General features: G+C 35.1%; 21 protein-coding genes. 4 read left to right on the top strand and 17 right to left on the bottom strand.

Annotation, left to right across the window (positions count from 1 at the left end; genetic code table 11):
• Positions 1 to 321 precede the first annotated feature (321 nt).
• Both WBY99_RS12620 and WBY99_RS12615 read right to left on the bottom strand, forming a co-directional pair.
• A complete protein-coding gene (locus WBY99_RS12620; RefSeq protein ID WP_423976689.1) occupies positions 322 to 795 on the bottom strand; it encodes a CYTH domain-containing protein in 474 nt (157 codons plus the stop codon).
• Positions 796 to 891: 96 nt separating this feature from the next.
• Positions 892 to 1776, bottom strand: a complete 885-nt coding sequence (locus WBY99_RS12615) for a clan AA aspartic protease (RefSeq protein WP_423976688.1) — start codon at positions 1774 to 1776, stop codon at positions 892 to 894.
• 304 nt (positions 1777 to 2080) lie between these two features.
• On the opposite strand from WBY99_RS12615, the gene WBY99_RS12610 reads away from it, so the two are divergent.
• Positions 2081 to 2998 carry a DMT family transporter gene (locus WBY99_RS12610; RefSeq protein WP_423976687.1) on the top strand — a complete coding sequence of 306 codons (918 nt, stop codon included), beginning with the start codon at positions 2081 to 2083 and terminating at the stop codon, positions 2996 to 2998.
• A 36-nt stretch (positions 2999 to 3034) separates the two neighbouring features.
• Here WBY99_RS12610 and WBY99_RS12605 read toward each other — a convergent pair whose 3' ends face one another.
• From WBY99_RS12605 to WBY99_RS12535, 15 genes are all read right to left on the bottom strand, one after another.
• Positions 3035 to 4147: a 5-(carboxyamino)imidazole ribonucleotide synthase gene (locus WBY99_RS12605; RefSeq protein WP_423976686.1), complete on the bottom strand. Its 1113-nt coding sequence runs from the start codon at positions 4145 to 4147 to the stop codon at positions 3035 to 3037.
• Between the two features lie 271 nt (positions 4148 to 4418).
• Positions 4419 to 5042 (bottom strand): hypothetical protein, encoded by a 624-nt coding sequence (locus tag WBY99_RS12600; RefSeq protein WP_423976685.1) that lies wholly within the window; start codon positions 5040 to 5042, stop codon positions 4419 to 4421.
• Between the two features lie 89 nt (positions 5043 to 5131).
• Positions 5132 to 6697, bottom strand: a complete 1566-nt coding sequence (locus tag WBY99_RS12595; protein WP_423976684.1) for a DHA2 family efflux MFS transporter permease subunit — start codon at positions 6695 to 6697, stop codon at positions 5132 to 5134.
• On the bottom strand, positions 6697 to 7746 hold the full coding sequence (locus WBY99_RS12590; protein WP_423976683.1) for an HlyD family secretion protein: 1050 nt from the start codon (positions 7744 to 7746) through the stop codon (positions 6697 to 6699). Before WBY99_RS12590 ends, WBY99_RS12595 begins: the two co-directional genes overlap by 1 nt.
• 14 nt (positions 7747 to 7760) lie before the next feature.
• Positions 7761 to 9053: a TolC family protein gene (locus WBY99_RS12585; protein ID WP_423976682.1), complete on the bottom strand. Its 1293-nt coding sequence runs from the start codon at positions 9051 to 9053 to the stop codon at positions 7761 to 7763.
• A gap of 234 nt (positions 9054 to 9287) precedes the next feature.
• Positions 9288 to 9809: a hypothetical protein gene (locus tag WBY99_RS12580; protein ID WP_423976681.1), complete on the bottom strand. Its 522-nt coding sequence runs from the start codon at positions 9807 to 9809 to the stop codon at positions 9288 to 9290.
• 39 nt (positions 9810 to 9848) lie between these two features.
• On the bottom strand, positions 9849 to 11024 hold the full coding sequence (locus WBY99_RS12575) for a DUF6600 domain-containing protein (RefSeq protein ID WP_423976680.1): 1176 nt from the start codon (positions 11022 to 11024) through the stop codon (positions 9849 to 9851).
• A gap of 438 nt (positions 11025 to 11462) precedes the next feature.
• The gene (pgl, locus tag WBY99_RS12570) at positions 11463 to 12185 is read right to left on the bottom strand and encodes a 6-phosphogluconolactonase (RefSeq protein WP_423976679.1); all 723 of its coding nucleotides are present in this window, start codon (positions 12183 to 12185) and stop codon (positions 11463 to 11465) included.
• An 11-nt stretch (positions 12186 to 12196) separates the two neighbouring features.
• A complete protein-coding gene (gene zwf, locus WBY99_RS12565; protein WP_423976678.1) occupies positions 12197 to 13711 on the bottom strand; it encodes a glucose-6-phosphate dehydrogenase in 1515 nt (504 codons plus the stop codon).
• Positions 13712 to 13752: 41 nt separating this feature from the next.
• Positions 13753 to 15180, bottom strand: coding sequence for an NADP-dependent phosphogluconate dehydrogenase (gndA, locus tag WBY99_RS12560; protein WP_423976677.1), 1428 nt, complete (start codon positions 15178 to 15180; stop codon positions 13753 to 13755).
• 4 nt (positions 15181 to 15184) lie between these two features.
• A complete protein-coding gene (locus tag WBY99_RS12555; protein ID WP_423976676.1) occupies positions 15185 to 15808 on the bottom strand; it encodes an HAD family hydrolase in 624 nt (207 codons plus the stop codon).
• A 4-nt stretch (positions 15809 to 15812) separates the two neighbouring features.
• Entirely contained in the window at positions 15813 to 16904 is a 1092-nt protein-coding gene (tal, locus tag WBY99_RS12550) for a transaldolase (RefSeq protein WP_423976675.1), read from the bottom strand.
• Between the two features lie 55 nt (positions 16905 to 16959).
• The gene (locus WBY99_RS12545) at positions 16960 to 17424 is read right to left on the bottom strand and encodes an RpiB/LacA/LacB family sugar-phosphate isomerase (RefSeq protein WP_423976674.1); all 465 of its coding nucleotides are present in this window, start codon (positions 17422 to 17424) and stop codon (positions 16960 to 16962) included.
• Positions 17425 to 17481: 57 nt separating this feature from the next.
• Positions 17482 to 19491, bottom strand: a complete 2010-nt coding sequence (gene tkt / locus WBY99_RS12540) for a transketolase (RefSeq protein WP_423976673.1) — start codon at positions 19489 to 19491, stop codon at positions 17482 to 17484.
• A 347-nt stretch (positions 19492 to 19838) separates the two neighbouring features.
• Positions 19839 to 21467, bottom strand: coding sequence for an acyl-CoA carboxylase subunit beta (locus WBY99_RS12535; RefSeq protein WP_423976672.1), 1629 nt, complete (start codon positions 21465 to 21467; stop codon positions 19839 to 19841).
• Positions 21468 to 21987: 520 nt separating this feature from the next.
• On the opposite strand from WBY99_RS12535, the gene WBY99_RS12530 reads away from it, so the two are divergent.
• The 3 genes from WBY99_RS12530 (at position 21988) to WBY99_RS12520 (ending at position 24667) form a co-directional block, all read left to right on the top strand.
• Positions 21988 to 22875 carry a DMT family transporter gene (locus tag WBY99_RS12530; RefSeq protein ID WP_423976671.1) on the top strand — a complete coding sequence of 296 codons (888 nt, stop codon included), beginning with the start codon at positions 21988 to 21990 and terminating at the stop codon, positions 22873 to 22875.
• Positions 22875 to 23957, top strand: coding sequence for a PorV/PorQ family protein (locus WBY99_RS12525; RefSeq protein WP_423976670.1), 1083 nt, complete (start codon positions 22875 to 22877; stop codon positions 23955 to 23957). Before WBY99_RS12530 ends, WBY99_RS12525 begins: the two co-directional genes overlap by 1 nt.
• A 95-nt stretch (positions 23958 to 24052) precedes the next feature.
• Positions 24053 to 24667, top strand: a complete 615-nt coding sequence (locus tag WBY99_RS12520; RefSeq protein WP_423976669.1) for a hypothetical protein — start codon at positions 24053 to 24055, stop codon at positions 24665 to 24667.
• Positions 24668 to 24786: the final 119 nt, after the last annotated feature.

Genomic DNA, 24786 nt, shown 5'->3' with positions numbered 1-24786 from the left:
TTTGGTTGTTATTTGTATGTCAATGATCTTTTAATCTCTTCGCTTATATCCGGAAACTCTTTCTGTCGTTGGCTCCGAATTGCGAGTGCAAAAGTATAAAGTTTTTTCTAAGTGACCAAATGTTTCTCAAAGAAATTTAAAAGTTTTTTAACTAACCAATAAATCCTTATTAATAACATTCAATATTCTCCTACTTCGCTCCCCCTCTCTCGATTTGGGATTGCAAAGATAAAAAGTTTTTCTTAATCCGCAAGCTTTTATTTTTTTAAATATATTATTTTAAATAGACTCTTCATTTTGTTAGCATTAGATAGATTATTTTCATAATTTCCAATTTACAAAAGGCTCAATCACCAAATTTGAATTATAATACCTCTCCTCTCCCGTTACTTCGCAGCCAATCCAATCGGGAAGAGTGAAGGTTTCGTTTTCACTAGTCAGTTCGATTTCTGCCACGATTAATCCTTCATTATCTCCCAAAAACTCATCAATTTCCCATAATTTATTTTCAAATAAAATTTTATATCGAATTTTCGAAAGTTCAGAAACTGCAAATTGATCCAGTAATTCTTCGGCTTCTTTCCACGGAATTTCATATTCATATTCCGCTCGAGATGCACCAACAGAAATTCCTTTGATGGTGAGAAAACCTTTATCGTTCGTTTGTCTTACACGAATTGTTTTATTTGGATCGGTCAATAAATAACCTTGTCGGTACATTTCCCCCGAAGTTTTATTGACTTCTTTCCATCTCTCTTTTTTGACTAAAAATTTTCTTTCGATTTCTATTCCCATTTCAAGGTTATTCTCAAATTACAATTGTATTTTTTGGACTTCGGCTAACAAATTATGTTTATTTATTACTTTTCAAACAAATCCTAAATTATTTGTTTATATGTCATTTTTCTTTCGGTCAATGTATTTAACGTTAAATAAACTATTGGGTTTCATATAAACGACGTTTTTTTGAAAATCAAGAAAGATGTTGAATCTTTTTAAAACTTCATTACCCAAAATATGAATGTTTTTATCTCTTAAAGGTTTATTTGCTGTTAATTGTTGAACAGGAACATTATTCAGTTTATACTTTCCAATTTTCAGCATTTTTAAATTAGAAGTAATAACAGGAATTTCATTTCCTTGTGCTCCTTTCAGTATTACCTTATTTATGACTTCCATTTTTTCGGTTGGAAATTTTTCCTGCTGTAATAAATCGTTATCCAACATTACCGTTCTTTGATAGCCACTGTCAAATAGAAAAAGATCTTTATTTGTGACCCCGTTTTGTTTTATTTTACTTTCAACCAAAAAGAGATCTTTGAAAAACTCAATTTTAAGTTTTGTAAATTTATTTTTTCTCTCTATATTTTTAGGCAACTCCGAATGCACAACCATTAAGTTTTTGTCATAATTGAGTTCAACAATTTTATCTTTGAAAAGATCCCATCCGAATCTTCCATCTGTTCCGTGTCCTGATAATTCCGCATCATAAACTTTTGTTTTATAATTTCCGTCTCCAATTTTTAAATTGTAAATGGTATTATAAAGTTTAGGTTTGGATTTTAGTTTATTCTTTAGAACATCATTTGTTAATACTAATTCGGTTGTTCCTGTATCGAAATTTAGATTTAATGTATCAATTTTATTAAAAACTGCTTTTACAAAAATTGTATTTTGTTCGTTAATTACCAAAGAAATACTATCACTGAATTTTATGTTTTGCGCAAAAACATTAATTGACATCAGTACAAAAGCAATCAAAAAATTTCGTTTCATGTGTTAGGTTGGTATGGTTTTAAAATGACTCAATATACTAATCTGTGAAAAATTTGTTTGTTTCAAATATAGTAAAATAACATAAGAAAATGGCTTTATTTCAATCTTTGTTCAAAGACATTTCTAGAGGCAAAGCATTAATTCCAGATCATTTATTATCGCTTTAAATACTAATCTTGTTCGCAAAAATCTTCTACTTGCTCTTGTTCCTTACTTTCATAAAATCTACCTTTACACCGTTGAAAAAAAATATTTTTTCAGCAAAACTTTAGAGCTTTTCTCTTTAATAAATCCCAATTTCTTCATGTTCAAAGATCCCAAATTAGTTCTCGCAATTCTCACTGTCGCCATTGTTTGGGGAACCACTTTCTTAGGAATCCGAATTGCGGTAGAAACTATTCCGCCTTGGTTTGTTGCTGGGATTCGTCAGTTTTTAGCTGGGATTATTTTATTCGTTTATCTGCTCTTTTCGAAAAATTTAAAATGGATTGGCTGGAAAAACTTCAAAAATCAAATCATACTCGCCTCCTTGATGCTGATTGTGGCCAACGGAATGACGACCGTTGCGGAAAAACAACTAACAAGCAGTTTAGCTTCATTGATTAGTTCATCTTCCCCACTTCTTGTTTTTATTTTAAGTCTATTTTTTAGTATGCAAAAATTTACTTTTCGTGGATTAATTGGGGTGATGTTAGGTTTTTCGGGAATCTTGCTCATCTTTAAAAATGGTCTGCAAGATTTACTGAACATGGAATATAGAATGGGAATAATTTTTATGTTTTTCGCCATTTTAGGCTGGGCTTTAGGAACCGTTTTCTCAAAAAAAATGTATCACCAACCACAAAATATTTCCCTCAATCTTTTTTATCAGTTCAGTTTTGCAGGTATCGTTCAGATTATTTTCGGGTTTTTATTTTCGGAAAATATCGACATTTCTAACTGGACTTTCAAGAGTATATTTGCCACGGTTTATCTCGCCTTATTTGGTTCTGTCATTACTTTTTTTGCTTTTCACTTCGCTTTAAAAAAGATTTCGCCGATCCAGATTTCTATCCTTTCCTATGTTAATACCATTATTGCGATTTTCTTGGGTTGGCTGGTTTTAAATGAGCCGATTTCACTCACCTTCATCGCTGCAGCAGCATTAATTATCACCGGGGTTTTTATCACCAATTACAAACCGGGAATACTTCCATTAAAATCGAAAAATAAATTGAATTAACATTAATGATGGCTTTAATTTTTAATCATTGAAAGTTTACTCAGAAATTACTTTCACCAACGATTTAATGTAAATCAATTGCTCTAAAAGTTCTTCTCTGGAATCTGCTAAAACATTGATGTGTCCCATTTTCCGGCCGGGCTTCATTTCTGCTTTTCCGTACAAATGAACATAAGCATTTGGTAATTTCATAACCTCTTCTAAGCCTTCGTATTTTACTTTTCCGCTAAAATTTTCTTCGCCTACCAAATTGAGCATTCCCGAAAAACCAAAACTAGAAGTATCCGCCAAAGGCAAGTTTTTCAAAACACGATAAAACTGTTCAAACTGAGAGTTTGCATTTCCTTCTTGCGATTGATGTCCGGAATTATGCAATCTAGGTGCAGTTTCATTTACCCAAATTTTTCCAGATTTATCCAAAAATAATTCGATAGCAAACAAACCTTCAGAATCTGCGGCTTTCATAAATTTCTCGGCGATAATATCAATTTGATTTTGAACATCATCAGAAATCTGAGTTGGACAAATATTAAAATCGAGTAAATTTAACTTAGGATCGGCAACCATTTCTGTAACAGGGAAACTCTTGATTTCACCACGCTCGTTTTTAGCGATAATCAAAGAAAGTTCTTTATCAATATCTACTAGGTTTTCTAAAACGGAAGGTTCATCCCACAGGTTAATTAAATCACTTCCATCTTTAATAATCTGAACTCCTTTTCCATCGTATCCTCCTGTATTTAACTTCTGAACAAATGGAAAATTAATTTTAATTTCATCCTTCTTGGAGTCTATCATTTGGAAATCCGGACTTGGAATATCGTTTTTTTGATAAAATTTTTTCTGTAAAATTTTCTGCTGAATTATTTTAATAATGTTTGAATTAGGAATTACTTTTACGCCTTGCTTTTCGAGTTCTTCCAAAGCTTCCACATTTACATGCTCAATTTCAATAGAAACTACGTCTTTGCTTTTTCCGAAATCAAGAACATCTTGCTTTTGATTAAAATCTCCTTTCGTAAAAAAAGAAATATTTGCGCAAGAACAGTCTGTATTTGGATCGAGTACATAAAACTCATCATCATATTTCAACGCTTCCTGAATTAACATTCGACCGAGTTGCCCACCTCCTAAAATTCCGATTTTCATTTTTTATTTTAATTTACTGTTTTTTTTTAATAACCGATATGCATGAAATTCCCCTGATTTTCTCCTTTTTGGAGTGGCACCGAGAATGGTATAGAATAATTTCATGTGCTAGAAAAAACAAAAATACGGTTTTAATAAACTCTATGAAATTTATTAATGTCAATTAAATTGTTTGACAAAAGAATTAATATTTTTAGAATACCCATTAGTAGAGTGTCATTGTAAAAACCTCCCAATTGAAATAATTGGGAGATTAAAAAATGAAATTCATTTAACGAATATTATCCGAAATCACTTTTCCTTTGGTATCCATTTTTACAATATGACTTCTTGCATGTCTCACTTCAACTTTAAAGCGATAGACGGGAGTTGCTACACTGGGAACTATAATTTTTTCCATATCATTTCCGAACTTTATGGTCTGTCCTTTAAACATACTCATCGCCGCGGAAGTAACACTAGCCGGTAAAGTGTGGACTCTGCCTTTTGCAATGATAAAGGTTCCGTCAGGTTTAAATATAGAAGTCATTCGGCTATCATCCATATTAAAATAAATTTGATAATAGGTGGGTGCAACTTCTGTCCTCACTACATAATCTATCGGCACTTCATATTCTCTATATCCATAATAAGGATAAGGATAACCGTAGCCATAACCATAAGGCGAATAAAATCCATTAAAAACGGGATCCGCAAAACCATCAAAATCATAATCTCCAAAGTAAACATCATCTCCCCAATCATTTTCATAATTGTAATAACTATTGTCAGTCCAGGAAGTAATTACCTGATTGGGAAACAGTTTGTTAAAAGATTTCGTAACAGCACTTGGTAAATTTTGTGCTGACATCAACATTGCAAATGACAATGCTGATAACAATAATAACTTTTTCATAATACATCGTTTTAATTATTAATACTCTATGAAATTAACTTTATAATCATTTTAAATACTGCGACTTACACTAATATTTTTTTTAATAATTAAGGTATTGGCAGGGGTTCATCTGTCCCAGTAACTTTATACTTTTTAATTAAAAATACGATTGGGATACAAGCAAGAAAAAAAGCACCAAGCATCATGAATGTATCAATATAAGTAACCAGATAAGCTTGTTTCATCAACATCTCTTCAAGCACGTTATAAGCTTGCTGTTTTGCCTCAAAGACGTTGGTCCCTTTCGCGACAAGACCATTAATGATATTCTGTACACGATCCATAACCAAAGGATCATTGGTATTTAAATGCAATCCTATCCTTTGTTGATTATACTGTTCTCTATCCGTTAAATAAGTCGCCAATATCGCAATCCCGAATGAACCTCCCAGTTGACGCATCATATTGGTTAAGCCTGCCGATTGGGAAACATCTCTTCCTTTCAAGCCTTGCAACGACAAAATTGTTAAAGGCAAAAACAGAAAACCGATCCCCATTCCTCTTAACAAGAGTGGAATAAAAAAGTTGCGTTGATCGGTATCAGGAGTAATAATTCCCGCCATTAAAAAAGTAAAAGTGGCAAAAACGATAAACCCAATAGGAATTAAATATTTAGGAGAAACTCCTTTTTGTACCAGTTTGCCCACTATCGGCATTGAAATACCACCCAATAATGCACCGGGAATAAGAAGCTCCCCAGTTTGAGTAGCAGTATAACCCAAAATCTGTTGCGTGAAAATTGGATATATAAACACCGTACCAAAAAGCCCGAAGCCTAAAATGAAAGCCATAAAAGTTCCGATGGAAACATTTCTGTACCTCAAAATCCTTAAATCCACAAGAGGATCTTTATGAAGAAGCATTCTTATAATAAATGAGACAATCCCAAAAATAGAAACGGCGGTAAGAACAATGATAAAATTAGATTGAAACCAATCATCTTCCTTTCCTTTTTCAAGGACGAGCTGTAAAGAACCTATTCCTATGATTAATAAAAAAATACCTAACCAGTCGATTTTAGCCTTTATACTTTTGGGATTATAGTTTAGTTGATTTTTAATGAAAGTAAATGCCAAAGCAGTAGCAACTATTCCAATAGGCAGGTTGATAAAAAAGATCCAGTGCCACGAAAGATTGTCAACGATGACGCCACCCAAAGTCGGTCCAATAGTCGGTCCAACAATAATTCCCATCCCAAAAAGACCATTGGCTAGCCCCAATTCCTCTTCTGGAAAAGTCTCAACCAAAATGGTTTGTGAGGTTGTAAGCAGCGCTCCTCCCGCCATTCCCTGTATAAACCGAAAAGCGACCAATTCCCAGATTCCTGTAGAAATACCACAACAAACTGAAGCTATTGTAAAAACGATTACTGAAGTAATAAAATAATTACGCCTGCCAAATCTCTCCGATAAAAAGCCAGCCATTGGGATAATAATTACATTGGCAATGGCATAAGCAGCGATTACCCAACTCACTTCATTAATAGTTGCACCCAGATTTCCCATCATATCTGTAATGGCAACGTTTACAATAGAAACATCCACCAGCTCCAACATAGAACAAAGTATTACGGTTACTGTAATCATCCATTTTTTGATGCCAACTTCTGCCATTACTGTTTTGTTGCAATACTTACATTTACACTCATGCCAGCTTCCAAATTATAATTGGTTGGAATACTGCCATTAAACTCAATCTTCACAGGAACCAATTGCACAACTTTTACAAAATTGCCTGTCGAATTATCCGGCGGCAACAATGAGAATGTTGCACCGGTAGCAGGAGAAAGTGACGTAACTTTTCCTTTAAATTTTTTTTGAGGATACGCATCTACAGTAATTACAGCCTCATCACCCTTGTGAATTTTCCGTAATTGGGTTTCTTTATAATTTGCAACAATCCAAATTGAACTGCCAAGCATGGTCGTTAATGGTTGCCCTGCCTGTACAAACTGCCCTTTCTGAATTTTTGTTTCCGAAAGTTGACCATCTGCAGGAGCAATAATCGTGGTGTATGAATAAAGCAATCTGGCATTTGCAAGATCCGCTTGTCGCATTGCCACAACTGCTTCGGCTGCTTTTATCTGATCTTCGGCGGTACCGATTTGCTTTTGCGAAAAGGCATATTGAGACTTTGCCGATTGGTACTGCGCTTCGGCTGCATCGGCTGCAGCTTTTAAAGCATCATAATTGGCACGGGTTATTACATCATCTTTTACCAAATTTTTTCCTCTTTCCAAATCCTGTTGAGCTTTGATATTGGCAGCTTCCATCGCTTTAATATTTGAACTTGGTACCCCCAAGCCTGTTCGTAAAGTACTTGGACTTCTTTTTGCAACCTCCAAATCTGCAATCGCATTTTGAAGATTGGCTTTCGCTGAAGCTACCCGAATCGCATAGTCATCAGTTTCAATTATGAAAAGGGTATCTCCCTTTTTTACATGTTGAAAATCATCAACATAAGATTTTGCAATCCGACCAGAAACCTGAGGTATCAATTGGTAAACATCGGTTTGCAATTCTGCATTATCTGTGGAAACATGTTTAAGTGCATAGACCAAATATTTTATCCCGAAGAAAAGTCCAATGAGAATAATAATTCCAATCATTATAAAACCTAACCTTTTTTTGGATTTTTTAGGCGGCTGTACTTTGTTTTCCATTTTTACTAAATTATTTAATACAGAGAAATACCCATCGCTTTTTTAAGCTGAAAACTATTCAGAGTATAGGCGAATATCACATTCAATTGATTGAGCTCTGCTTCGGCTAAAGTGTTTTCAAAATCCAATAGATCCAAATTGGTCAAAAGTCCATTTTTATATTTCTCTCGGGCGATTTCAGCAGCTCTTTGGGCTTGCTTTACCTGAAGTTCAGAACGCTCAATTTTATCAAAAGAATTTTTAAGATTTTCCAGTGTTTGCGCTATTTCCGAATTGATGTTGAGTTCGGTATCTTGAGTTTCAAATCTTGCTGCTTCTTTATTTGCCTTGGCTTCCTGAAGCATATATTTATTTTTAAATCCAGAAAATATAGGAATCGTCAACTGAGCCACCGCCACATAATTAAGCTTAAGATCGTTGATATTGGGTTGAATCGCATTTTTATATCCACCCTGAATATTTGCAAACAGATATGGATTATAATTTTTCCGAGCCAATTTTTCTTGCAAAGCCGCATTTTCTTCTTCCAGTTTTGCCAGTTGATATTCCGACCGATGATCGATTGAATGTTCAGTTCGTAAAGAGTCAGGCTGGTTAATCTCCAGCCAATCATTAATCAATTCTTTATCTTTTAAATTTTGAACTCCAGTTAATTGTCCCATTTGAATAAATGCGGTGGCTAAACTCGTCCTCAAATCCGACATTTTATTTTCGGCAGAAGCTATTTTCACTTCTGTGGTAAGCACCTCAAAATTGGTAGCTTCACCATTATCCTTTAGTTCTTTCGTTTGTTTTAAGGTCTGTTGCAAGACATCTAATTGCTTTTGTTGTACCAAAATTGCCTGTTGCAAAAAATGAATCTGATAAAAAATCTGTATGGTTTTCAAAGCAAGGTCTTGTTTCGTTACCTTCAATGAAGTCTCGGAAATTAGTTCTCTATTTTCAGCTATTTTAACTCCTGTAGAAGTTCTTCCAAAGTCAAATAAATTCATTTGCAACGTAATGTTGGCGTTGTAATTATCATTAGGAATAAATGACAAATTCTGTACTCCCTGCGAAGTAGCAAAAGGCACAAAACCCGTTGGATCTATTCGAGTATAACTGCCAGTGGCACTTAGCTGTGGATAGTAATTGCTTTTGGACTGTTGAATCCTTGCAGCGGCAGCATCGATTAATGCTTGTCCTTTTTTCAGTTCGGGATTATTATCAATAGTTAATGAAACGGCATCCGAAAGCGACAATTTTTCTTGTTGTGCCATTCCAAAAATGCTGGTCAAGCATAAAAAAGCGCTTGCTAAAGTTCTCATTTTTAATTTTATTAAAATCCAAATAAGTAATTGCCAATCGTATTTGTATGGAATAAAAAAAGGAGTGGATATTGTATGCCCCCACTCCTTTTCATCTCTACCTCAAAATTATTATTTGTAAGGAAGTAATTTTAAACATCTAATTTAAAAAAAGAAAATTCTGAAAAATTCTTTTAAAAGCAATCTGGTTTAACAATTAACTGTTTTCATTTTTTGTCAGTATTTAGAATGATTTTACTTTAAAATCTTACCGTTGCCATCGGTATGAACACGTTTCGTTTTACCATCTTTGGAAAGAAGAAATCGGTAATGTTCAACTGTTTTTCCATTAACATAATTCACCATGTGGAAGTTATCTTTACCAATCGTCCAACCAGGATATGCTGATGCGATAGAACGAGATACCGCCATTGGCGGAGGCGTGTCTTTAATATTTTCAACCGTACTCATCAATTTACCATTCTCATCTAAATTGGCGATAAGTCTCCTGTCTTTTGACGAAATTGCGATCTGATAACTATCAATATCTGAAGGATCTACATCTCTATTTACATATACATTTCCGGCAACATAATCGATAGGAACAGCATAGTAGTCTTTTACAATGTAATCGGGAAAATTGGCTTCAATTGATTTCAGAACAACCTGAGGAACATCTCCTCTTTTTAAGGTTGCACTGTAAAGAACATCGGTTTCTTGTGCATAAGATTGAAAGCCCAATCCTATCATTGCTAAAATTAAAATTGATTTTTTCATTTTTTTAGAATTTAATTGATTGATTCAATAGCTAAAATATCACTTTCTTCTACCTGAATTCCCAGGCATTCTATTTTCAAAAGAACCTGATGGACTTCTCATTTCGGGCATACGCTCTATATTTTGTCGTTGCATAGACCGATCAACGGAAGGCATTCTTTGTTCTTCTGTATTTTGAATTCGAGGAGTGTTTTCGATGGATTGTGATCTTCTAATCTCCATATTTTGATTTTGTGGAGGATTTTCTGTAGGCTGTGCTTTTCGTTCAATCCTATTTTCATTTTGACGATTATTCTCCATCAATTGTGGATTTCTACTATTGTTATTATTCTGTTGATTTGAGTTTCTTGTTGAAAAAGATCCTCCTTCATCTCCTGCTCTCATTGGGATATTGTCACTATTCATCCTTTTGAAAACGGCAGGTTGTGGATGAACTACTGCAGGGCGATAAATTTGTAAATTATTGTTACCGTCTCTTCTGGCAGGCATTATCTTATCCACCGATTTAATTGATGCAGGAACAATCTGGCGCTTGGTATATTGCTCAACATTTTTCAATTCTGGTCCTCTTGAATAATACTGATTGTGGATCGAGGTTCTATTAAAATTATTGAGCATTTGAATCCTATTCGAAAAATCATTATCTCTGCGTCGATCTTCTGCGAATCTAGAGACGTCTCTGTCATAAATATGTTCTCTTGGAACGATATTCCAATAAAAGGAATTAGGTCTCCAATTATCATAAGCGTAACCCACATTTACCCGCGGTCCCAAAGGTGCCCAAGCAAAATAATCATCTACTTCTCCCCAAGTTACCCAAGCAGGTGACCACTCATAACCAGGAATCCATAACCATCCATATTGTGGATCATACAACCAACGACCATAATGAAACGGTGCCCAACCCCAATCGTAATTGGAAGCCCATGCCCAACCGTCAGTCGTGTATTCCCAATTCCCATTCGTTAAATAAGGTCTAAAATCACCATCTACATTTGGGCTCCAAACGTGATTATATCCCGGATACTCAATCCAGTTTCCGTAAGGGGAAAGCTCATCATAAAAAGATTGATAGGTAATGGATGCAGAGATGCGAGGTTGCGCAAAAACTTTGGTTATCCCAAAGTTGACATACATTGTAATCAATAATGCGAATGTGAAAACAGTTTTAAATAGTTTTTTCAATGTATTCGCACTTGTGTTCGTTGTTTCCATCGTTTTATATTATTTGTTTTTAACTCTTGTAGGGAAATTTCTTTTGATAAGTAATGAGGTGTAAAATATTATCTGAAATGCATAAGTAATACTCATGCAACGTTTTACTCATTTTATTAAATAGAATTTGTAATAGAATTATTACAAATCAAAGTTCCATATTCCAACCTCTAAAACCATTACACAATTACTAAATTATGTTACGCCATTCACACATTCCGATTCTTCAATGATCATTTGAAAGGCTTTCTCTACCTTTTATATTAAAGAATTTTTCACAAAAAGATTTCACCTTTTAACGGGCTTAGCGAATTCATTTCTATTTGGTGTACAATTAATGTTTTCCAAGCCGCAGTTTCGGTAGGATTTATTTGGGGAAACATTTTCGAATCTTTTAAAAATTTAATAATATGTTGTACAGATAATTTTTTCAGTTTTCTATAATCGTGAAGCTGCAGTTTTATCTAGAAACCATTGTGCTTTTTTTTCGTTTCGCTTAATTAAACGAGCCGGATATTGTATTGATGAGCCTGACTGATCTTCCAAAACATGAAATACCGCTTCAGCTTTTTCTTTTCCGAAAACCAAAAATGCGATATTTCTCGCTTGATTAATCAGCGGTGCCGTCATCGTGATTCGGTACATATCGGCTTCTTTCACAAATACTGATTGGATGGTAGCCTCGGTTTCTTCCAATACCGAAGTATTTGGAAAAAGGGACGCAGTATGCGAATTGTCGCCAAGACCCAAAAGAATAAAATCAAATTCAACTGTTTTGTTCTGAAAATGTGCGGCGATAGATTCTTCATATTTTTGGGCGGCTTCTTTCGGCGAACCAGTTGTATCGACATTAAAAATATGAGATTTCGTAATCTTCAAAGGATCAAATAAAACTTTTTTTACCATGAGCGAATTTCTCTGCGAATCGTTTTCAGGTACAAATCTTTCATCACCAAAGAAAAAATAGGTTTTGTTCCAAGCTATTTTATTATGGTACGTTTTTGATGCCAATAGTTCATACAATTTTCGCGGTGAACTTCCACCTGATAAAACAAAATTAAACTGTCCACGTTTTTTTATCGCTAATTCGGAAACATGGCAAATGGTTTGCGCCAAAGCATTCATCACCTCATCAACAGTATTGTAAATATTTAAGTCCATTTTTATCTTTCTTATTTGTTATCAGGCAGGTTAAACCAGTGATAACCATCTTTTGCAATAAGGGCTTCTGCATTTTCCGGCCCCCAAGAATCCGCTGAATAATTCGGAAAGTTTTGTTCCGTATTCTTTTCCCAGTAATTGAGAATCGGCATAATTAATTCCCAGGCAGCTTCTACCTGATCAGCACGCATAAATAAGGTTTGATCTCCTGTAATAGCATCCAATAAAAGGGTTTCGTACGCTTCTGGCGAGTCTGCTTTTTTACTTGCAGCATAATCAAAAACGACATCTACGGTGTTCAAATTCATTTCAAGCCCAGGTACTTTACTTTGCAATTGAAAACGAATCGCCATATCGGGTTGAATGCTGATTACCAATCGATTTTGCTTTGGTGCTCCAGAATCTTCTGATAGAAAAATATTGTGCGGTATTTCTTTAAACTGAATCGTAATAATAGAAGCTGATTTGAAAAGACGTTTACCTGTTCTCAAGTAAAACGGTATGCCTTGCCAACGCCAATTATCTACGTAAAGTTTCAGCGCTGCGTACGTTTCAGTATTAGAATCGGTATCAACATTTTGCTCTTCGCGGTAGCCTAAAACTTCTTTACCCTCGATCCAGCCCGAGCTATATTGTCCTCTCGCAGATAAGGTTTCAACTTTTCCAGTTTCAATTTTTCGCATCGCTTTTAAAACGTCTACTTTTCTGTTGCGAACCTCATCAGCATTAAAGTTAGTTGGCGGTTCCATCGCAATGATACAAAGCAGCTGCAACAAATGATTTTGGATCATGTCTCGCAAAATACCTGCTTGGTCGAAATAGTTACCCCGACTTTCAATGCCAATTTGTTCTGTTACCGAAATCTGCACATGCTCTACATGATTTCGATTCCAAAGCGGCTCCATAATAGAGTTCGCAAAACGGAATGCCATGATATTCTGCACCACTTCTTTCCCTAAATAATGATCTATTCGGTAAATCTGTGTTTCATCAAAAATACTAAGCAGTTTTTTGTTGAGTTCCTTAGCAGATTCGAGGTCAGTTCCAAACGGTTTTTCTATAATAATTCGTGTTGTTTTCGGATCATTTTCGAGCTTAGCTTTTGATATATTCTCGGCGATCGTACAGAAAAAACGTGGTGCTACGGCGCAGTAATAAATAATAGAAGGCGTTTCTTTCCATTCCTTTTTATATTTCTCTATGAGTTTTTCAAAGGATTTAAACGCTGCAGAATCCGTAATATCAGCATCCTGAAAAGTAATATGCGACGCAAATTTTGCCCATTCTTCTTCCTTCGTTTTACCATTTCGGGAAAACTCGTCGACGGCCGATTGTAAGTCATCGATATATTTTTGAGCACTCATTTTGGTCGACGATGTTCCAATAATTGCAAAGTTCTCAGGCAACCATTTATCGAGAAAAAGGTTGTAAAGTGCAGGCATTATTTTCCGCTTGGTTAAATCTCCAGTTCCGCCGAAAATGATGAAAATTGTGGGATCTGATTTTTTATTTGAGGTCTTTAGCATTTCTTTGAGTTTAAAATCTTTGAGTTTTTGAATAGATCTATTTAATGGTTGGGATCTTCCCAATCGGTATGAAACACTCCTTCTTTTCCTTTCAGTTCATAAGTATGAGAACCGAAAAAGTCCCGTTGTGCCTGAATAAGATTCGCTGGCATTTCTTCATTCCGGAAATTATCAAAATAGCTTAAAGCTACCGCAAAAGCCGGAACTGCAATTCCATGTAAAGCCGCATCTGAAACAAAAGTTCGAATTCCCGGAATACTTTTTTGTAAACTTTCATGAATGGATTCATCCAAAAACAAATGCTTTAATTTCGAATCTTTTTTGTAGGCCGAATAAATATCTTCTAAAAATTCGGAACGAATGATGCAGCCGCCTCGCCATATTTTTGCGATGGTATCTAAATTCAAATGGTATTTAAATTCTTCGTTTGCGCAATAAAGCAAGTGCATTCCTTGCGCATAAGCGGAAACCATAGAAAAATAAAAAGCTTCTTCAATTTTAGCTAAATAATCGCCAGTGTTTCCATATTTTAGTTCTTTTTCATTAGGATATAATTTTGAAGCTTTCGTGCGCAAATCTTTGTATTTTGAAAGATCCCGCATCGAAACTGCAATATCGATGATGGGAACGGGAACGGTCATATCCATCGCAGCTTGTGAAGTCCATTTTCCGGTTCCTTTGGCTTTTGCTTCGTCTTTAATATCATTAAAAAAGAGATGATTTTCTCCTTTCTTTTTGTAAGCGAAAATGTCGCGGGTAATTTCGATCAAATAAGATTTTAAACGACCTTCATTCCATTTTTCAAAAACTTGATGAATGTCTTTGTCTTCCATTTGAAGTCCTTTTTTCAACACTTCATAGGTTTCGGAAATTAATTGCATTAAGGCGTATTCAATTCCATTATGCACCATTTTCACGAAATGTCCAGCAGAACGTTCTCCCATATAAGCTACGGTTGGTTCACCATTCACGTGAGCCGCTATTTTTTCTAAAATTGGTTTTAGGATTTCATACGCTTTTTTATCACCACCCGGCATCATGCTTGGCCCTTTTCTTGCGCCTTCTTCACCGCCAGAAACTCCCATTCCCACGAAATGATATCCTTTCTTTTCTAGATCTGCGAAACGTCTTTCGGTATCTGTAAAATGTGAATTTCCACCATCGATAATGATATCTCCTTTATCCATAGCCTGAAGCAATTCTTCAATCACTGAATCTACTATTTTACCGGCTGGAACCAACATCATGACGACTTTCGGACTTTTTAAATTTTGCACAAAATCTTTTAAATCTGAAAAAGCATGAATATTACCCCGATTCAAATCATTGACGGTATCTACTTTTTTAGAATCATTATCATAACCAGAGCAATTGTAACCGTGATCGGCAATATTTTGTAAAAGGTTGGAACCCATGGTTCCGAGACCAATCATTCCAAAAGAGCTTTGATTTTTATTTTCGTTTGTCATGGTATTATTTTCTTATAAAATGTTCGAGAATATTTTTAGTGGTTTCAAAATTTTGATGAAGAATACTGTTCATTCCTAATTTTTTAGCGGCGTGAACCAACATGGGTCGATCATCAAAATAAATACATTCATCGGGTTTTACCTGTGTAATTTCTAAAGCGGTTTTAAAAATCCGCGGATCTGGTTTTCGATAGCCAACATAACAAGAAGAAAAAAATCCATCAAATAATTCATGTAAATCAAAAGTCTGGATTCGATAATCATTAAGTTCCTTATTTTCATTACTAATGGCAAATACAGGTAAATCTGTTTGTTTTTTCCACTTTTTAAGCCAAGGTAACATCTGTGGTAATTCTACCGATTGCGAATACATCAATTCTTTGAACTCTTCTTTCGTAAAAGCTTGTGGGATTTCAAATACAACGGTATCCAGATATTCATCCAATGAAATACTGCCAATCTCAAAAACATTATAGATGAAATTGTGCAAAATATTCATTTCGTCATAATCAAAACCAAAAATCTTTGCCGCCTTTGCACGTGATTCATGATCCCAACCGTTGGTTAAAATCACGCCACCGATATCCATGAAAATCACTTTTATCTTTGATACGTCAAAATCAATCATTGTTTTAAATTTCTTTATGTTTTTGATTCTCAATACTTATCATCAACTTATCATAGGCTTGATTAAATTTTTCTATTCCTTCGTTTTCGAGTTTCTCTGTAATTTTATCAATATCAATTCCTGATTTCTCCAGATCTTCCATTGCTTTGTTAGAATCATCAATATCTTCGGTCAACGTTTCGGCTACTTTTCCGTGATCTCGAAAAGCATCGATGGTTTCCATAGGCAAAGTATTGATGGTGTCTTTTCCAATCAAATTTTCTACATACAAAACGTCACTGAATGAAGGATCTTTTGTACTTGTACTTGCCCAAAGCACGCGCTGTCTTTGCGCACCTTGCTCTTCTAACTTTTTAAAACGCTCACTAGAAATCATTTCCAAATAAATTTGATAGGCTTTTTTTGCAGAAGCGATTGCGATTTTTCCTTTTAGATTTTGCGCTCCTTTTTGCTCTAACATTGGATCAACCATCACATCAATTCGGCTTAAAAAGAAACTCGCTACAGAAGAAATTTCCTTTATGGAGTTTCCCTCTTTTAAGCGGTCTTCCAATCCGCCCATAAAAGCTTCCGTAATTTCGCGATAACGAGGAAGCCCGAAAAGCAACGTGATGTTAATATTAATTCCTTCACGCAAACATTCCCGAATTGCTACTAAACCTTCCTTGGTTCCAGGAATTTTTATCATTACATTTTTTCGGTTCACCCTCTTCCATAGATCTCTTACTTGTTCAATCGTCGCATCGGTATCCCGTGCCAAATAAGGTGACACTTCTAAACTTACAAAACCATCTGTACCGTTGGTTTTTTCGTAGACCGGTTTAAAAAGATTAGCTGCTCTCTGAATATCTGCAATTGCTAAATCGAAAAAAATCGCAGGATTATTATCTTCTTTTTTTGAGAGTATCACAATATCTTCGTCGTAGTCTGAACTGCCACTAATGGCTTTTTCAAAAATAGACGGATTTGAAGTCAAACCTCGCAGGTCATCATTATCGATGAGGTCTTGCAATTTGCCAGAGTCCATCATTTCGCGATCGAGCAAATCGAGCCAAATGCTCTGACCAAGTTTTTGTATTTGATTTAATGGGTTCATTTTCTTTGTTTTAAAATTAATAAAAGTGAAAATCAATTTAGAAAACAATCCCTTTTTAAGAATAATTTTCTAAATTCTGAATTTTTTGAAGTCGCCGCAGATGTCTTTCTGCACCAATAAATCTCGCATTCAAAAAAGCTAAAACCAATTCTTCGGCACTTGCATAACCTGTAACCCTCCCACCAAGACAAATTAAATTCATATCATCATCTTCTACCCCTTGGTGTGCTGAAAAATGCTCTGAAATTAAAGCTGCTCTCACGCCAGAAATTTTATTGGCTGCAATGCAAGCTCCGACTCCACTTCCGCAAATCGCAATTCCACGAAAAATTTCTTTTGAAGCCACCGCTTTTGCGAGTGGAATGACATAATCTGGAAAATCATCAGCATTATCCAATTCCTTTGCACCAAAATCTACGGGCTGAAATTGGTTTTTAATTAAAAAAGAAATGATTCTTTCTTTAAGTTCAAAACCGCCGTGATCTGCGCAAATTCCAATTTTAAATGATTCGCTGGACATTGTCTTTTGATTTAATTTAATGGGTCAATAAAAAGAGCAGAATAGAAAAAGAAAATCTTAGTCTTTTTTCAACAGCAAATCTCGTGCTCTTTTCAATACATTTTCTACGGCGAATCCGTATTCTCTCATTATTTCTTCTGCTGGTGCTGATTCCCCAAATTTTTCGATGCCAATGACATCGCCATCATCGGTAGTATATTTCATCCAACCAACGGGAGAACCAGTTTCTACTGCCAAGCGTTTCCTGATTTTTTTCGGGAAAACTGTTTCGCGGTATTCGGGACTTTGTTGATCAAATAAATTCCAACTCGGCATACTCACTACTCTTGCTTGAATATTTTCTTTCTTCAATTCTTCTTGTGCTTCTAGAATTAAATGAACTTCTGAACCTGTGGCAATTAAAATAATATCGGGTGTTTCTTGAGAATCTGAGAGAATATAAGCTCCTTTTTCTACATTTTTAGCACTTCCGTATTTTTTCTGATCGATAATGGGAATTCCTTGCCGAGTGAGAACAATGCAAACCGGTCCATCTTTATGTTCGATGGCAACACGCCAAGCTTGAGCGGTTTCATTTGCATCTGCAGGACGAATCACCGTCATATTCGGAACGGTGCGCAATCCGATTAATTGTTCAACTGGTTGATGCGTTGTTCCATCTTCGCCTAAACCAATACTGTCATGGGTGTAAACCATAATCGGACGGATTTTCATAATGGAAGCCAATCGCAACGGCGGACGCATATAATCTGAAAAAATCAAAAATGTAGCTCCGTACGGAATTAAATAATTACCGAGCGCCATTCCGTTCAACACTGATCCCATCGCATGTTCGCGAATTCCGAAATGGAAATTTCTGCCGCTCCGATTTTCTGCAGAAAAAGATAGAAAGTCATTGAGATTCGTATCTGTTGATGGCGACAAATCAGCTGAACCGCCGATTAAATTAGGTAAAAATTCGGCAATAGCGTTCAGGGTTTTGCCAGAAGCTTTTCGAGTTGCTAATTCTTCTCCAGCTTCAAAAACGGGTAATTTTTCTTCCCATTTTTCAGGTAATTTCCCAGAAGAAATCAGCTCATATTCTTTTGCTAAATCTGGATGGCGTTTTTTGTAATTTTCATAAAGTTCGTTCCATTCACGTTCTTTTTGCGCAGATTTCTTTCCGGCTTCTCGATAAAAATCTAAAACCTCTTTAGGAATAACAAAGTTTTTATCAGGATCAAAACCGAAATTTTCTTTTACCAAACGAAGTTCATCTTTGCCCAAAGGCGAACCGTGCGCAGCGGCAGAATTTTGTTTGTTCGGACTTCCATATCCGATAATACTGCGAACTTTAATTAAAGACGGACGTGTAGTTTCTGCTTTTGCATTTTTAATGGCGGTTGAAAGTGCCTCCAAATCATTTATATCTGGTAGATTTTGAACATGCCATCCGTAAGCTTCAAATCGTTTGGAAACATCTTCATCAAACGCAATATCTGTATTTCCTTCGATGGTAATGTGATTGCTGTCATAGAAATAAATCATATTTCCCAATTTGAGATGACCTGCAAGAGATGCAGCTTCTGCAGAAACGCCTTCCATTAAATCTCCATCACTGCAAATGGCATAAATATGATAATCGAAAATATTAAAATTGGGTTGGTTGTAGCGTGAAGCCATATATTGTTGAGCAATCGCCATTCCTACTCCATTGGCAAATCCTTGACCTAAAGGTCCGGTTGTCACTTCAATCCCAGGTGTAAGTCCGTATTCCGGGTGACCTGGTGTAATGCTGTGAAGTTGTCTAAAATTTTTAATATCATCAAGAGAAATATCGTAACCTGTTAAATGTAAAAAACTGTACTGCAACATACAAGCGTGTCCACATGAAAGAATAAATCGGTCGCGATTTACCCAATTTGGGTTTTTGGGATTATAGTTCATTGATTCTCTCCATAAAACGTGACCTAAAGGAGCGAGCGCCATTGGTGTTCCAGGATGTCCGGAATTGGCTTTTTGTACAGCATCTGCTGATAAAACTCTTACGGTATCAATACTTTTTTGAATTAAATTTTTAGTTTCCATTTTTTACAAAATTGAGCATCCTAAAGATAGTATTTAATTTACAGATCACTTTACAAATCCAAATTTGCGGCTTACATTATTCCTACTTGACTAATCATTCAAGTATCTATTGCTTTCTTAAATTTCTCAAAGAAATACACAACCGTTATATAACATCCTATAATTATCTGTATATAATAGTATTGCTCAAATCAATAAATGTTTCATTATTAATTATCCCATAATAATATATTTTTTTATCCATAATAGTAATATATCCAAATTCATTTAAAGGCATTGTTTTATATGGAAAATTTGAAATTGACAAAAAACCATACAAAACATTTTCAATTGGCTATATTCTTTCATTAAACTTGAATCACTCCCAAATTAAATTTTTCCGTAATCGGCGCATGATTCGCTGCTTCAATTCCCATCGAAATCCAGGTTCTGGTATCAATTGGATTGATAATCGCATCCGTCCATAATCTTGCAGCAGCATAAGTCGGCTCGGTTTGTTTTTGATATTTTTTCGAAATGGTATCGAGAATTTCCTGATTTTCTTCTTCCGAAATTATTTTTCCTTGTTTTTTTAAAGTCGAAGTTTGAATTTGAGCCAAAACTTTCGCAGCCTGACTTCCGCCCATTACAGCGAGTTCCGACCAAGGCCACGCCACGATTAATCTTGGGTCATACGCTTTTCCGCACATCGCATAATTTCCGGCTCCGTAAGAATTCCCTGTAATCACTGTGAATTTCGGAACCACAGAATTGGCAACCGCATTCACCATTTTCGCACCATCTTTAATGATTCCGCCATGTTCAGATTTGGAACCCACCATAAATCCGGTTACATCTTGCAAGAAAATCAACGGAATTTTTCTTTGATTACAGTTCGCAATAAATCGCGTCGCTTTGTCGGCAGAATCCGAATAAATAACACCACCAAACTGCATTTCACCTTTTCCGTTTTTCACCAATTTTCGTTGATTCGCTACAATTCCGACGCTCCAACCATCGATTCTGGCGGTTGCACAAATAATCGATTTGCCGTAATCGCCTTTGTATTCTTCAAATTCAGAGTTATCAACCAAACATTTAATAATATTAAAAGTATCATATTGATCGCCTCTCGAAACCGGCATGTGACCGAAAATATTTTCGATACTTTCTTTGGGCGGAAAACTTTCAGTTCGGTCGAAACCGGCTTTGTCGTAATCGCCAATCGATTTCATGATATTTTTAATTCGATCTAAAGCATCTTTGTCGTCTTTCGCTTTGTAATCGGTAACGCCAGAAATTTCGCAGTGCGTTGTTGCGCCACCCAAAGTTTCATTATCAATCGTTTCACCAATCGCCGCTTTTACCAAATAACTTCCTGCCAAAAATATCGATCCTGTTTTGTCCACAATCATCGCTTCATCGCTCATAATCGGGAGATAAGCGCCGCCGGCAACGCAACTTCCCATCACCGCAGAAATCTGAACAATTCCCATCGAACTCATTTTAGCATTATTCCGAAAGATCCTTCCGAAATGCTCTTTATCAGGGAAAATTTCATCCTGCATTGGGAGGAAAACTCCGGCAGAATCTACCAGATAAATAATCGGTAATTTGTTTTCCATCGAGATTTCTTGCGCACGTAGATTTTTTTTTGCTGTAATCGGAAACCACGCTCCAGCTTTTACAGAAGCATCATTTGCTACTACCAAACATTGTTTCCCGGAAACATAACCCATCACCACCACAACGCCTGCACTTGGGCAACCGCCTTGTTCTTCGTACATTTCATAACCCGCGAAACCTCCTATCTCAATGGATTCTCTATTTTTATCGAGAAGATATTCTATTCTTTCACGAGCGGTTAATTTCCCTTCGTCGCGTTGTTTTTGCAAGCGTTTTTCGCCGCCACCTTTTTTGATCTCGGCGAACAATCGGTTAATTTCTGCGAGCTTTAATTTATTTTGGTCTTCTCTTTTATTAAATTCTAAATCCATTGTTGAAAAAAATTTGTCTAAAGATAAGATATTTAATTGTAATTCCTTTGCTCATCATGCTTTGCAATAATTATTTGATTTACAGAAAATTAATTAACATGCTATCCCGTTTTCTAAAAATATTTATTCAAATTTTGCGTTAATGAAATAGAAATTCTAAAATAGTTTCATGAATTTTCAATAATTCTGTTCCTCATTTATTTTTTTAAAAGTTTATTATTTGAAGATCCCAAAAGTTGTAAAAATTTTTGGGGTTTTTGTTTTACAGGACATTTGAGTTTTAATACTATTTTAAATTTTTAACCCATAAGTTAATTAAAATTGAAAATATGAGTGCACATGAGTTCAAAAAATCTTTGACTTTCATTCTAATATGTTCTTTTTTTAACTAAAACTTATGTGACTTGTGTGTTTAAAATAAATCTAAACAACTCTTAATTTTCGCCCATCAATTTTCAATATTTACCCTCATTTTTAAAAAGGGATTTGTAAATTTGCAAAAATCGAAATATAAAATATTGTGTTCAAAAACTCCGCACTTTTCAGGTTACATCTTATCGTATTTTTGTGGGGATTTACCGCAATTTTAGGGAAACTCATTCATGCCAATGCACACATTCTGGTTTTTTACCGAATGTTTTTTGCTTCATTTTTTTTGTATGTTTTCATTCGGTTTTTCAAAAGAGAAAGTTTGAAAATTTCAAAAAAACTATTGCTGCAATTGGCAATAATTGGTGGTTTCATGGCGGCTCACTGGTTTTGTTTCTTCTATTCAATTAAAGTTTCTAATGTTTCTATTGCACTTAGTTGCCTTTCACTTTCTACCCTTTTTGCCTCCATTTTAGAACCGATTATTTTTAAACGAAAAATCGATATTTCCGAAGTCGTCATGGGAGTTGTGATTGTGATTTGTATGGGCCTCATTTTCAAAACCGAATTCCAGTACAAAGAAGGAATTTTCTTCGGAATTCTCACTGCACTTTTCGGAACCGTATTTTCTGTTTACAATGGAAAAATTTATGGAAAAACAAGCTCAGGAAATATTATTTTCTACGAAATTTTTTTCGGGTTTCTTCTTTTAAGTGTTTTTTATATGCTCACCGGAGAATTTTCTCAACTCAATGAAATAAGTTATCGCGATTTAGCGTTAATTATAGTATTGGCAAGTTTTTTCACAGCGTTTCCAATGTTAGAATCGATTAAATTGATGAAATACATTTCCCCTTTTACTTTAATTTTAACAGTAAATTTGGAACCAATTTATGGGATTATTCTCGCTTTTTTTATCTTTGGAGAATCCGAAGAAATGAGCCCCATTTTTTATGGCGCCTCGCTTGTTATGATTTTAGCCATTATCGCAAACGGAATTATTAAGTCGAGAAAAACGGCTAAAAAAGTAGAAATTTGATGAAAAAAATATTCTTTACCCTTTTTATTTTTTTAATAAGTTTTTCTGAGGCACAAATCATCAGAAAATATTCGAATGAATTTCTGAATATCGGAGCTGGCGCAAGAGGTCTGGCAATGGGAGGCGCAGTAATTACCAATCAGAATGATGTTTATTCCCCAATGTGGAATCCAGCTGGTTTAATCGGAATTAATCGCGATTGGCAAGGTGCGGCAATGCACGCCGAATATTTTGAATCGATTGCCAAATACGATTATATCGCTTATGCAAAAGCTTTAGATAATGATGGTGGCGTTTTTGGAATTTCTGTGGTTCGACTTGGGGTTGATAATATTTTAAATACGACGCAATTAATCGATCCTGAAGGAAATATTGATTACGATAAAATCACCAGTTTTTCTCAGTCAGATTATGCAGCTTTGGTTTCTTATGCGTTCCATCCGGGTGGAAATCAAAGATTAGATATTGGTGTGAATGCTAAATTAGTCTATAGAAATGTTGGGAAATTTGCGAGTGGATATGGTTTTGGATTTGATTTGGGCGCAATCTATCATTCAGATAATGGCTGGAATTATGGCGCTGTGATGAAAGACATTACTACGACGGTAAACTTCTGGACGGTGAATCAAAAGGAACTTTCTGCGGTGGTGAATGGTGAGGAATTTAATCCTGCACCGAAAGATAAAATGGAACTTACCATGCCTAAATTAAATTTAGGAATGAGCAGGAATTTTGAAATCAACCGTGATTTAGAATTAATGCCAGAAGCTGGTTTAACTATAGATTTTGCCAAAACTGCGGCGATTATTTCAACCGATTTTGCAAGCATCACTCCGTATGCGGGTGCGGAACTGAAATTTCAGGATATGATTTTTGTAAGAGTTGGTTTAAACAGATTTCAAACGATAACCGATATCGAGAATTTAAAAAGAAAAGTTTCTTTTCAGCCCAGTGCAGGAATTGGGATTAAATACCAAGGTTTAACTTTGGATTATGCGATTACTAATTCTGGAATCGGTGGTTCTAACTTTTACTCTAATTTCTTTTCTTTAAAATTAGATATGGGGGATTTCAGGAATTAATTTTAATTAATGTCAATATAGCATGAAGAAATTCTATTTACTCATCTTTTTTTTTATTTTCTATTTTAAATTTCTCACAACAACTTGATGCGGATTTGTATGAAATTAACTACAAAAATGGAATTTCTGCTTCGGATTTGATTACGCTTCAAAATAAGATTTTGTTTAGAGGGACAGAAACGGGCACTTATCCTAAACCTTTAAGTTTATGGGCTTACGATTTTGACACTCAAAAAGCCAAGGAAATATCGACTATTCGACCAGATACAGGAAGTCCTTATTTACAAGGAAATAAGGTTTTTACCAATATTAACGATAAAACATTTTTCATTACCCAAGTTTCCTCGAAAAATGAACTTTGGGCGACCGATGGAACTACGAATGGAACCCAAAAAATCTACCGTTTTGAAGAAAGCTATCAAATGGATATGACGTCCGATAACAGTAGAATCTTCATCAGTTCCAATAATAAAGTTTTCATTTCAGACGGAACTTCTGCAGGAACCAAACTTTTGAAACAAATGGATGGGCCAGTTTTGGAAGGAAGGGTTTTTACTTACAACAGTTATTTTGTTTTTGCTGCAAAAAATGTAAATTATTCCAATGAACTTTGGATGACGAACGGGAGCGATGAAATTTTTCAGCTTCGGGATAATGATAATGATGAAATACTTTATATACACAATGATTTAGATTTAAACCTTTTTTAAATTATAAATTTGATTATTTTTATAAAATTACGCTCATGAAAAAAGCGATTCAGTTTTTAATTAGTGGTTACTTTCGGGTATTTATTTGACTATTTTTCAATTGATTCATCCTTTTATAC

The organism is Kaistella sp. (assembly GCF_049588135.1).
Lineage (GTDB): Bacteria > Bacteroidota > Bacteroidia > Flavobacteriales > Weeksellaceae > Kaistella.
This window is presented reverse-complemented; position numbering and strand designations above follow the sequence as displayed.

Bases quoted from the DNA above. Each gene is read 5' to 3' on its own strand.
- WBY99_RS12620 (WP_423976689.1), bottom strand. From the start codon at position 795: ATGGGAATAGAAATCGAAAGAAAATTTTTAGTCAAAAAAGAGAGATGG.
- WBY99_RS12615 (WP_423976688.1), bottom strand. From the start codon at position 1,776: ATGAAACGAAATTTTTTGATTGCTTTTGTACTGATGTCAATTAATGTT.
- WBY99_RS12610 (WP_423976687.1), top strand. From the start codon at position 2,081: ATGTTCAAAGATCCCAAATTAGTTCTCGCAATTCTCACTGTCGCCATT.
- WBY99_RS12605 (WP_423976686.1), bottom strand. From the start codon at position 4,147: ATGAAAATCGGAATTTTAGGAGGTGGGCAACTCGGTCGAATGTTAATT.
- WBY99_RS12600 (WP_423976685.1), bottom strand. From the start codon at position 5,042: ATGAAAAAGTTATTATTGTTATCAGCATTGTCATTTGCAATGTTGATG.
- WBY99_RS12595 (WP_423976684.1), bottom strand. From the start codon at position 6,697: ATGGCAGAAGTTGGCATCAAAAAATGGATGATTACAGTAACCGTAATA.
- WBY99_RS12590 (WP_423976683.1), bottom strand. From the start codon at position 7,746: ATGGAAAACAAAGTACAGCCGCCTAAAAAATCCAAAAAAAGGTTAGGT.
- WBY99_RS12585 (WP_423976682.1), bottom strand. From the start codon at position 9,053: ATGAGAACTTTAGCAAGCGCTTTTTTATGCTTGACCAGCATTTTTGGA.
- WBY99_RS12580 (WP_423976681.1), bottom strand. From the start codon at position 9,809: ATGAAAAAATCAATTTTAATTTTAGCAATGATAGGATTGGGCTTTCAA.
- WBY99_RS12575 (WP_423976680.1), bottom strand. From the start codon at position 11,024: ATGGAAACAACGAACACAAGTGCGAATACATTGAAAAAACTATTTAAA.
- pgl (WP_423976679.1), bottom strand. From the start codon at position 12,185: ATGGACTTAAATATTTACAATACTGTTGATGAGGTGATGAATGCTTTG.
- zwf (WP_423976678.1), bottom strand. From the start codon at position 13,711: ATGCTAAAGACCTCAAATAAAAAATCAGATCCCACAATTTTCATCATT.
- gndA (WP_423976677.1), bottom strand. From the start codon at position 15,180: ATGACAAACGAAAATAAAAATCAAAGCTCTTTTGGAATGATTGGTCTC.
- WBY99_RS12555 (WP_423976676.1), bottom strand. From the start codon at position 15,808: ATGATTGATTTTGACGTATCAAAGATAAAAGTGATTTTCATGGATATC.
- tal (WP_423976675.1), bottom strand. From the start codon at position 16,904: ATGAACCCATTAAATCAAATACAAAAACTTGGTCAGAGCATTTGGCTC.
- WBY99_RS12545 (WP_423976674.1), bottom strand. From the start codon at position 17,424: ATGTCCAGCGAATCATTTAAAATTGGAATTTGCGCAGATCACGGCGGT.
- tkt (WP_423976673.1), bottom strand. From the start codon at position 19,491: ATGGAAACTAAAAATTTAATTCAAAAAAGTATTGATACCGTAAGAGTT.
- WBY99_RS12535 (WP_423976672.1), bottom strand. From the start codon at position 21,467: ATGGATTTAGAATTTAATAAAAGAGAAGACCAAAATAAATTAAAGCTC.
- WBY99_RS12525 (WP_423976670.1), top strand. From the start codon at position 22,875: ATGAAAAAAATATTCTTTACCCTTTTTATTTTTTTAATAAGTTTTTCT.